This is a genomic window from Pseudarthrobacter sp. HLT1-3 (genome assembly GCF_059383535.1).
The window spans coordinates 1-7,474 of the sequence record NZ_JBWZCJ010000049.1 but is presented as its reverse complement, the minus strand read 5'-3'; the positions used below and the strand labels follow the sequence as shown (position 1 = coordinate 7,474).

The 7,474-nt window shown below is 62.2% G+C and carries 8 protein-coding genes; 4 read left to right on the top strand and 4 right to left on the bottom strand.

Going from position 1 to position 7,474, the window contains the following annotated elements:
- Positions 1-163: 163 nt before the first annotated feature.
- The 3 genes from AC50X9_RS20945 (at position 164) to AC50X9_RS20935 (ending at position 2,509) form a co-directional block, all read left to right on the top strand.
- Positions 164-568, top strand: a complete 405-nt coding sequence (locus AC50X9_RS20945; RefSeq protein WP_494896960.1) for a hypothetical protein — start codon at positions 164-166, stop codon at positions 566-568.
- 1,201 nt (positions 569-1,769) lie between these two features.
- Positions 1,770-2,108 carry a hypothetical protein gene (locus tag AC50X9_RS20940; RefSeq protein WP_494896958.1) on the top strand — a complete coding sequence of 113 codons (339 nt, stop codon included), beginning with the start codon at positions 1,770-1,772 and terminating at the stop codon, positions 2,106-2,108.
- Between the two features lie 80 nt (positions 2,109-2,188).
- Complete coding sequence (locus AC50X9_RS20935; RefSeq protein WP_494896956.1) at positions 2,189-2,509, top strand: hypothetical protein; 321 nt, start codon at positions 2,189-2,191, stop codon at positions 2,507-2,509.
- 207 nt (positions 2,510-2,716) lie between these two features.
- Here AC50X9_RS20935 and AC50X9_RS20930 read toward each other — a convergent pair whose 3' ends face one another.
- The 4 genes from AC50X9_RS20930 to AC50X9_RS20915 all read right to left on the bottom strand — a co-directional run bounded on the left by AC50X9_RS20930 (position 2,717) and on the right by AC50X9_RS20915 (position 6,799).
- A complete protein-coding gene (locus tag AC50X9_RS20930; RefSeq protein WP_494896954.1) occupies positions 2,717-3,340 on the bottom strand; it encodes a hypothetical protein in 624 nt (207 codons plus the stop codon).
- 199 nt (positions 3,341-3,539) lie between these two features.
- On the bottom strand, positions 3,540-4,133 hold the full coding sequence (locus tag AC50X9_RS20925; RefSeq protein WP_494896952.1) for a hypothetical protein: 594 nt from the start codon (positions 4,131-4,133) through the stop codon (positions 3,540-3,542).
- A 68-nt stretch (positions 4,134-4,201) separates the two neighbouring features.
- On the bottom strand, positions 4,202-5,659 hold the full coding sequence (gene iscB, locus AC50X9_RS20920) for an RNA-guided endonuclease IscB (RefSeq protein WP_494896962.1): 1,458 nt from the start codon (positions 5,657-5,659) through the stop codon (positions 4,202-4,204).
- A 444-nt stretch (positions 5,660-6,103) separates the two neighbouring features.
- Complete coding sequence (locus tag AC50X9_RS20915; RefSeq protein ID WP_494896950.1) at positions 6,104-6,799, bottom strand: hypothetical protein; 696 nt, start codon at positions 6,797-6,799, stop codon at positions 6,104-6,106.
- Positions 6,800-6,926: 127 nt separating this feature from the next.
- Here AC50X9_RS20915 and AC50X9_RS20910 point away from each other — a divergent pair, with 127 nt between their 5' ends.
- Positions 6,927-7,274 carry a hypothetical protein gene (locus tag AC50X9_RS20910; RefSeq protein ID WP_494896948.1) on the top strand — a complete coding sequence of 116 codons (348 nt, stop codon included), beginning with the start codon at positions 6,927-6,929 and terminating at the stop codon, positions 7,272-7,274.
- Positions 7,275-7,474 lie beyond the last annotated feature (200 nt).

The window sequence follows — 7,474 nt, the reverse complement described above, 5'->3', positions numbered from 1 at the left end:
GACACGGGAAGGAATAACAAAATCCATCACGGACCTTTCCCCGCCCCGCACGCCAGGCCGCGGGCGACAGCAAACCTGTCACACAAGAGCCTGACACACAGGGCAACGACGGCTGTGTCGTCGCCCGGGTCCAACGAGAGAAGAATCCTAGAACAGGAACACCGTGAGCAGTTACGAGCATGAACCCAGTCCCCCGGCGCAGCCCACCCGACAGAGCAGCATGCAGAAATTCTTCCGCGGTCCGGGCCTCATCGCCGTCGTCTTCACCCTGGCACTCGTGATCTGGTGGCTCATCAGCTTCCTCACTCCGGAGCCTGTCCATAAGGAAAACCCGGGCCCGATCAACTACTACGGCGTCGCCGAGGTTATGGACATTGCAGAGACTCCGAGCAACTGCAACATCTATATCAAGCGTGACACCGGCAAGGAAACGAAGCAGAAGATGGCCAAGGCCGACTGCCGCAAAGTCCGGGTCGGCGACATGATCAACATCGAGAACGGGCAGTACGTCAGCACCGTCCCCAATCCTTACTTGACTCCCCGTCCGGGCCCGTACCGCGCGCCCTGATTCCGCGAGGCGATAGCGCACCCATCCCTTCCCGCGCCGCCGTCAGGTGGTGCGGTGTGATTGGCCGGCGGTAGCCGTGGACCCGGTCTGGAAAATCTGGAGCAGGGCCGGAAAGTTTGGTGGGATCGACTGGGCAGGCATATTAAGAGGACTCGGGGCTTCGCCCCTCGCCCTTCGTGTTTCCCGAATCGTTGACCGTCCCGCTCCTCGTTCTGTTCTCGCCGTGATGTTCCTTCTTGCTTTCCGTGGCCTGCGGCCAGCTGCCTCACGCGCTGCGCGCGCTCACCGCCCGTGCTCGTTTTGTCTGCGTCGGGTCAGCCGGCGTGTTCTTCGTGCTCCGCTGCGCTCCGCGTCCGTGCTGCGCACGGCCCGTCTTGTTTCCCGTCTCGCCTCCCGTTCCGGTTTCCGTCTTGGGGTTCTGGCCGCTGCGCGGCCGGAGGCCTTGTCTTCCTCTCCGCCAGACTTCATGTTTCCCGCCGCCTCCGCTCTGAGTCCGGTGGCTCCCTTCGCTGTTTCCTGTTCCGGCGATGATTGCGCCTGCGGCGGGCGGTCCGGTGTCCGGAGCGTTTGTCTTTCTGGTTCCCGGATCGTTTCTCTGCCTGTGGCTGCGCCACCGGCTCCCTCGTCCTGCGGAGCAGATTTCTTCGACGTCCCTTCTTCCTCTGCAGAGATCGTCATGAAGATCCGGGGGCTGCGCTCCTCGTTCGTCGGGTCGTTCTTCTCTGCGGTCCACGGAGTGTTTCGCAGGGCTTCGCCCTGGGCCGCTGGGACCTCCGACGGTGTGAACCGAAGGGGGCGGGGTCGCCTGCGGCGGGCGGTTCCCGGGTCGTCCTCCGGTTCGTTTCTCGCTGAGATGCACTGGGCTGCGCCCACGTCATGCGAACGGAAAGAGGTTCTTGCGCTGCGCGCTGCGGGAGACTCGGTGGAGGACCGGACCGGCGTTGCAAAACGTCCACGCGGAGACACGTTGCGATGCAATTCGGAACCACCGGAAAGTTTTCGAGGAAAAATCCTGAAAGCTCCGTCATTTCGGAAGGGCGGCCGCACACAGAAGAAGTACCAGCAGAAGAGCCACGGTCCACGGTCCGAAGACACCAAAACGCTTGCGCATGACGGTCAGACATGTTCTCGGCGGGACACCAGATTTATAGAGGGGAAGCCTCGGCGGCGTTCCCGGCCCGGCTTCGGGCGATTCGGGGATTTGTACAGCGAATCAAAGTCTGTAGAAAGCCCGGAATCCGCCTACCGTTCCTGGGTATGGAACAACGCATCTTTCGGCTGGCACGAGCCCGGCGGCATCGACACAAACCCCACAACCTTTACGCAGCGTGCCGGGACCTTCGCGTCCGCCGCGACCAACACCGGCCATGCGACGCTGTTGACCCGCCGCGAGAAGACCGGGCTCAAAAGCTACCTGATTCTGCCGGCCGCCGCGCTCGGGACGAACGCCCCGCTGCACCTTGTCCACACCGTAGGTGCCGGCGCCGGCACCGGCCTAACGCACCCTGACAAAAGGCCGCCGCTCGGGAATCACCACTGACGGCCGGGGACTGAAGATAGGTAAGTGCGGCCCTATCGCCCCCAATAAAACAGTCAGAGCCAGTGGCTACACTGGCACCCATGAAGCAGGAGCTAAGGAATGACGACAGAGGCCAGTATCTCGTCACCACGGCCACGGGCAGCCAGTACCTGCTGGATATGACAGCCAGGACAGTGCACCGGAGGATGGCAGCCACAGCACCGCTCCATGACTTCTTGGAGGCCGGCTTCTCGAAGCTTCGTCGCGACGGCGAGGCCCTCGAGCTGCACATGATCGAGCACTGCGTGGTCGGAGAATCAGCCCGCTACTACATCCAAGTTAGAGAAGACCACATAGTTACGATGAGGATGACTTCCCCCGTCGTTCGGATTGAAGCGCTGGCAGTGGCAGGAAATGCGTGAGTCCGGAAGTTCGGCCGCGTTCAGTGTAGTCGGCGATTGGCACGGGGACCTCGGATGGTCGCTGAAGGCCGTGCTCGACCAGGGTCGATGGCTGAACATGGAGGGCAGCCACGCGGGAAACGGCGTCCCCGATCGAACCTTCACTATCCTGAGGATGTCCAGGCCCGGGATGGTCGGCATATCGAAAGCGTTCCTGGACCCCTCCCTTTAGGGGACAGTGCGTGCGTGCCATCGATGGGCTCGCTCGATTGCACGGGCCAGAGCGGCGTTCGTCACCCCTTCACCGTCCTCGGCTTCGCGCCACAGGAAGTATCCCACCAGCTGGACCAGGAAGGGATAGCCGTCGGTGGCCTCAGCAGCCTGGCGGAAGGTGCCCGCCGAGGCGTCAAACCCGCCGGCGGCGAACCCCTTTCCCAGGGATCTTTCAACGTCCGCTACTGCCACGTTGTGGAGTACGATCCAGTCGGCTTGCCTCAGGAATGCAGCCGCCCCGTCGTCCAGGAGCTCGGACACTTCAGCTGGCAGTCCTGCAACCACCAAGGCGAGGGGAAGTCCTTCACTTGCGAAGGACCGGAACGTGGTTCCGATCTGAACCAGATCCTCGTGGCCTACGGCGTGGATCTCGTCGACTGTGATGAACAACCCGGAGCCAGCTTCCCGGAGTCGCCGGAGGAGATTCGCAGTGACGTCCTGCCAGGCACCGCCGACGCTGACACCTAACCGCTCCTCCGCCAGCCGACGAACCGACACGCAGAGCCGCCCGGCAAGACCGACCGTCGCGGTCTCGGAGATGACCTCCCATCCATGCCCGCGGGCTTGGACCTGAGCCACACCGAGCATGACCGTCTTTCCGACGCCTCGGGCCCCCGTGATGATCGTCGGACGCCCATGTGCCCCGGACCTCTGGCTCAATCCACGTTCGAAGACGTCGAGTACTCCTGTCCGGCCGATGAGCTCTGGTGGCGGCGCTCCTGCCGACGGACGGAAGGGATTCTGCAAGAAAATCTTTCCCCCTGACTTGGCCGACTGGTCAGTCCAGCCAGATCCTATTGGCTCCTGGGAAGTGCAGCAACACTACCCGGAAGCCGGGGTAGTCGCGCGGATCTGGCCCTTCGTCCGGGCTGGCCGTGTGACCATCGCCGCGAATGGCTTTGCTCTTGATTCCTAGCTTTCGCAGGGCCACGGCGATCGCATCTGACGGTGTCAGCATGGGATACTCCCCGCGCACTCGATAGAGGTTCGCTTCGATGGTGTCCCCCGCAAGGGCGTCGAAGTCAGAGGCGCTGGATTCCCTGATGGCGACGAAAACAGCGAGTTCCATCTGGGTGCGCTCCCCCAAAGGCGGCGCCTCAGCGAGGGGCCCTGAGGTGATGCGCTGCACGCTGGCTGCGGCGCCGGCTCCGGTCTGCTCCATCTTGAATTCGTTCTCCACCCGGCCAGCCCGAGTGAGCAGGTCCACCTGCTCCTCCCCCTCGCCGCCGAGATCGTCCAGCCAGCTTTGCATGCCGGGGTCGCTTCCCTGCCACCCGCTACTCCAGCTGCCGGGTTCTACTTCCGTCATTCCCATTTCTTTGAGGAAGCGGAGTTCTTCTTCGGTCGGCTTGCCTCTATCTTCGGCGTTCATGGATGTCCTCCCCAAGTTGTCTGTGCTGATCCTAAGCGGCCAAAAGCTTCCGGGGTGCGAACCTGTCGTCAAGCAGCGCGCCAAGAAGATTCGTCGTCCCCTATGTCTTCGATCGTGAAGTACCAGCCGGCCCCGCGCTGAACGCGGACGCAGTGCTTATGCCAGACTGCCGGGATCGTGCCCCCGGTGGTCCTGATCGCGAACGATCCGCTGCTGCGGACCGAGACCCGTCCGGTGTAACTGCCTGCGTACTTGCCATTGGGAACCACAGCACGGACGGCGTCGCCGGTGATGAATCCAAAGTGTTCTTTTCGTCTGGTGAAGACCAGCCTTGGAAACCCGTACTTGGTTGGCCTCGTTCTAGCATATGAGCCTCGGCCCGTTTGATCAGCTACGAGAACTGACCTGATACTCGAGCTGATCGTTACTACGTCCCCCACCGACAATGCGTCGTTGCAATGGGTCTTGGCCAAGCCATTGCGTGTCCTGTTGAACTTCGTCAGGCCACCGGAGCCAACGTGGACGGGCAATCCGGTTCCTTGGAGCTCGCGCAATAGGGCCCACCTGGTCGAATTTACTGCCGCAACATCTCCCAGTGGCTGTTTCTGCAGTGACAGGATTCGGGTCAGCCGAACCGGGTCGGTGACGAACTCCTCCACGGGGCGGTTGGCCTTAGCTTCGTTGCAGGGGACGCAGGCAAGCGTCAGATTGGAGAGCCGGTCAGATCCACCCCTCGCCTTCGGGATGACATGATCTTGATTCAGCGGAACGTTACGGACGTCGCAGTAAACGCACTTCCGGCCGAACTTTTCCAGCAGATACTCACGGACCTCGAAGCCAGCGAGGGTTCCTTGCTGATACTGGGCGCCACTGATGTTGGCATTCTCCATGAGCTGGGTATCGAAGCGGACCAGCTCCTGGTGGATCGCCGTCAGAGGAAACCAGCGCCTCAGTTTGTTGACCATCGACACAACGCCATCGACGCGGTGCCTAAGCGACGGAGCGAGCCATTTCTTGGGCCTGGTCCTATTCGAGAATCGCGGCTCCCGGTAGCGCAGCTTTTTACGGCGCCTCCGACGGTGCTGAGCGCGGGTCCTCATGTGCCGCGTGATGACGTCGGACCGATGATCAACCCGCACAGCGTAAACGCCGCGACGGGCAATCTGGACAGGGTCTGAGGATACGAAGACGGCCAGCCCCGTGTGCTTGGAGCCAGGGTCAATGCCCAACCCCATCTGTTGCACTGAAGCTGTGCAGTCGGTGGTCGTCTTGCGCTTCAGCCTGATGACGAAGGGCACCTCAGAAGCGACAACGGCCTGCCCGTGGCTCAGGAGTTTCCGCGCCCTTGCAGCGTTCGTGGGCATGAGCGGCATCTTATCTCTGCCTAGAACGGGCACAATAGTCGGAGCCTTACGGCCCCAGTCTGGCCGGCCAGAGTTCTCTGGCGCGGCCGTGACGCCTCCGGCAACAGGTGAGCCGCCGGAAGTCTCCCCTCGATCATGTTGCACGGCAGTCTTTCGGGGCATAGGCCCGTCAACCGCACCCCGTTTCGAACCTGCTCGGGGCGTGTCTGCTGATGCGGTTTCCATTGGACCAAGCTGAGGAAGCACTTGGCCGTCGGTCTTTGTGCTCGCGTGCAACGCTGGCATCTGGGTCACCTCGTATAGATGCCTGGATCTGGACAGCCACGCCTGAAGAGGCTCGAGCGGCCGCCGCCGGTCATGTGTGCGTTGGAAGGCAAAATGCTGTCTCCCATGAGTCGAGTGTGCACTCCAACTGGCCCGGCGGCAATGACCAAGAACAACTGCCAGGCGTTGCGTCCACAAATGTCTGCCCTCCCATCGCTACCCACTTCTCGGCACGTGCCCCAGGCGAACGGGCTACCGCAGGGCAATGAGTCGCTCACTTACGTATCCGGCGGCCCGACTCCTCATTTTGTTTACGGCGTTCCGTGAAGGCATTACCGACCGTTACAGGCTCACCTTCGGCGCCACGACATACTTCTCAGTGCCGTCGCCTTCAAGTATCTTCTTTGTCGTCGTAGTGACACTGCGAATACCGTCGGTCGTGACGATCCGCTGGTGGCTAACAAGAGCACCGAGTTCCTCGCCTTCCTCTGTGAAGACTGCCCGGCCGATATGGTGCGGGCCGAAGCTCAGGGCGAGCATGGGTCGTGCCGGGAAGGTGAATGTCTTCCGCTGGTGGTCCAGGTCGGGCACGCAGGCATGGCAGGTGACGTAGCTGTTCAAGCCCTCTACTTCCTGCCGGGAAAGTACTTGGGGAACCCGGTAGACCATGCCAAGATCGGCTGGCCGAAGCGTGTCGTAGTTCTGCAGCACCAGATCCCAGGACTCGGCCCGGTCCACGGTATGCCTGACATGGTGGCAGCCGGGCCGGTGGACACGACGCGTGCCGCTGGCGGTTATGACGAAAACCTCCTCGCCGGACCGCAGCCTGGAATTGACTGCTTCCTGCTCCCGCCTGATCTGTGCTTTGATCTCATCCAGTGACGGCTTGGGCGAGTAATCCGCCGCAGGCCAGTCGGGGTCATCCGCTGGCGTCCGCTCGGGAATCAGGCCGGACCCGCGGCCGGCTGCTATCTCGTCGATCAACCTGACCAGTTCGTCCGTGCTCAGTCGCTCCGGGCCATCGTTGTGCTCGGCCATGGCCGTCCTTCTCTCGCATCCGCTTATCGACGTTCATCATCTCAACAGCGGGCAAATCGGATGCGTAAGGCGCGACACGCAGCGCGTCTGTCACCGCGGCCTCAGCCGCCGGCGATAACGTCGGACCATGAGCCCGTCTAGGATCCCTTCCGACAAGCAAATCGACCCGTCCAAGCTGGACGCCTGGATCCAGATGAACACAGTCCACCGGCCCATCTATTCGCCCGGGCCGGCCTTCATCTACATCAGGGACATCGACGCCGAGATCTCGGGGCCAGCCATTGACCCGGTGCGGCTCCAGGCGCTCATTGATGAGAGGGCAGTCCGGAAGGGCGACCCGACCACAGGCGTTCCGTTCATCTATCTGGACGACCTCCACGACGGCCTAAGAGGAACCAGAGTGGAAACCGACGAAGCTATCACGGCCAGAGCGATGGAACGTAGCAGGCAAGAGCAGCTGCGCCAGCAGAAGTAGCCGGCACAGCCACAGTGCCCCCGCTTGGATTCGACGCGTTGAATGCTTAGTCCCCTCGCCAGTAAGTGCCTGTGCTGCCCGGGCAACGGTTGGGGCGCGTCTAGGAGCGTGGGTCAGTAGTCGTTAAAACGCCGGGTGATATTCCGGGTCCTTGGCGTGGGGGCTGGAAGAATCGGTGGATGACTTCCGATTTCCAGGAT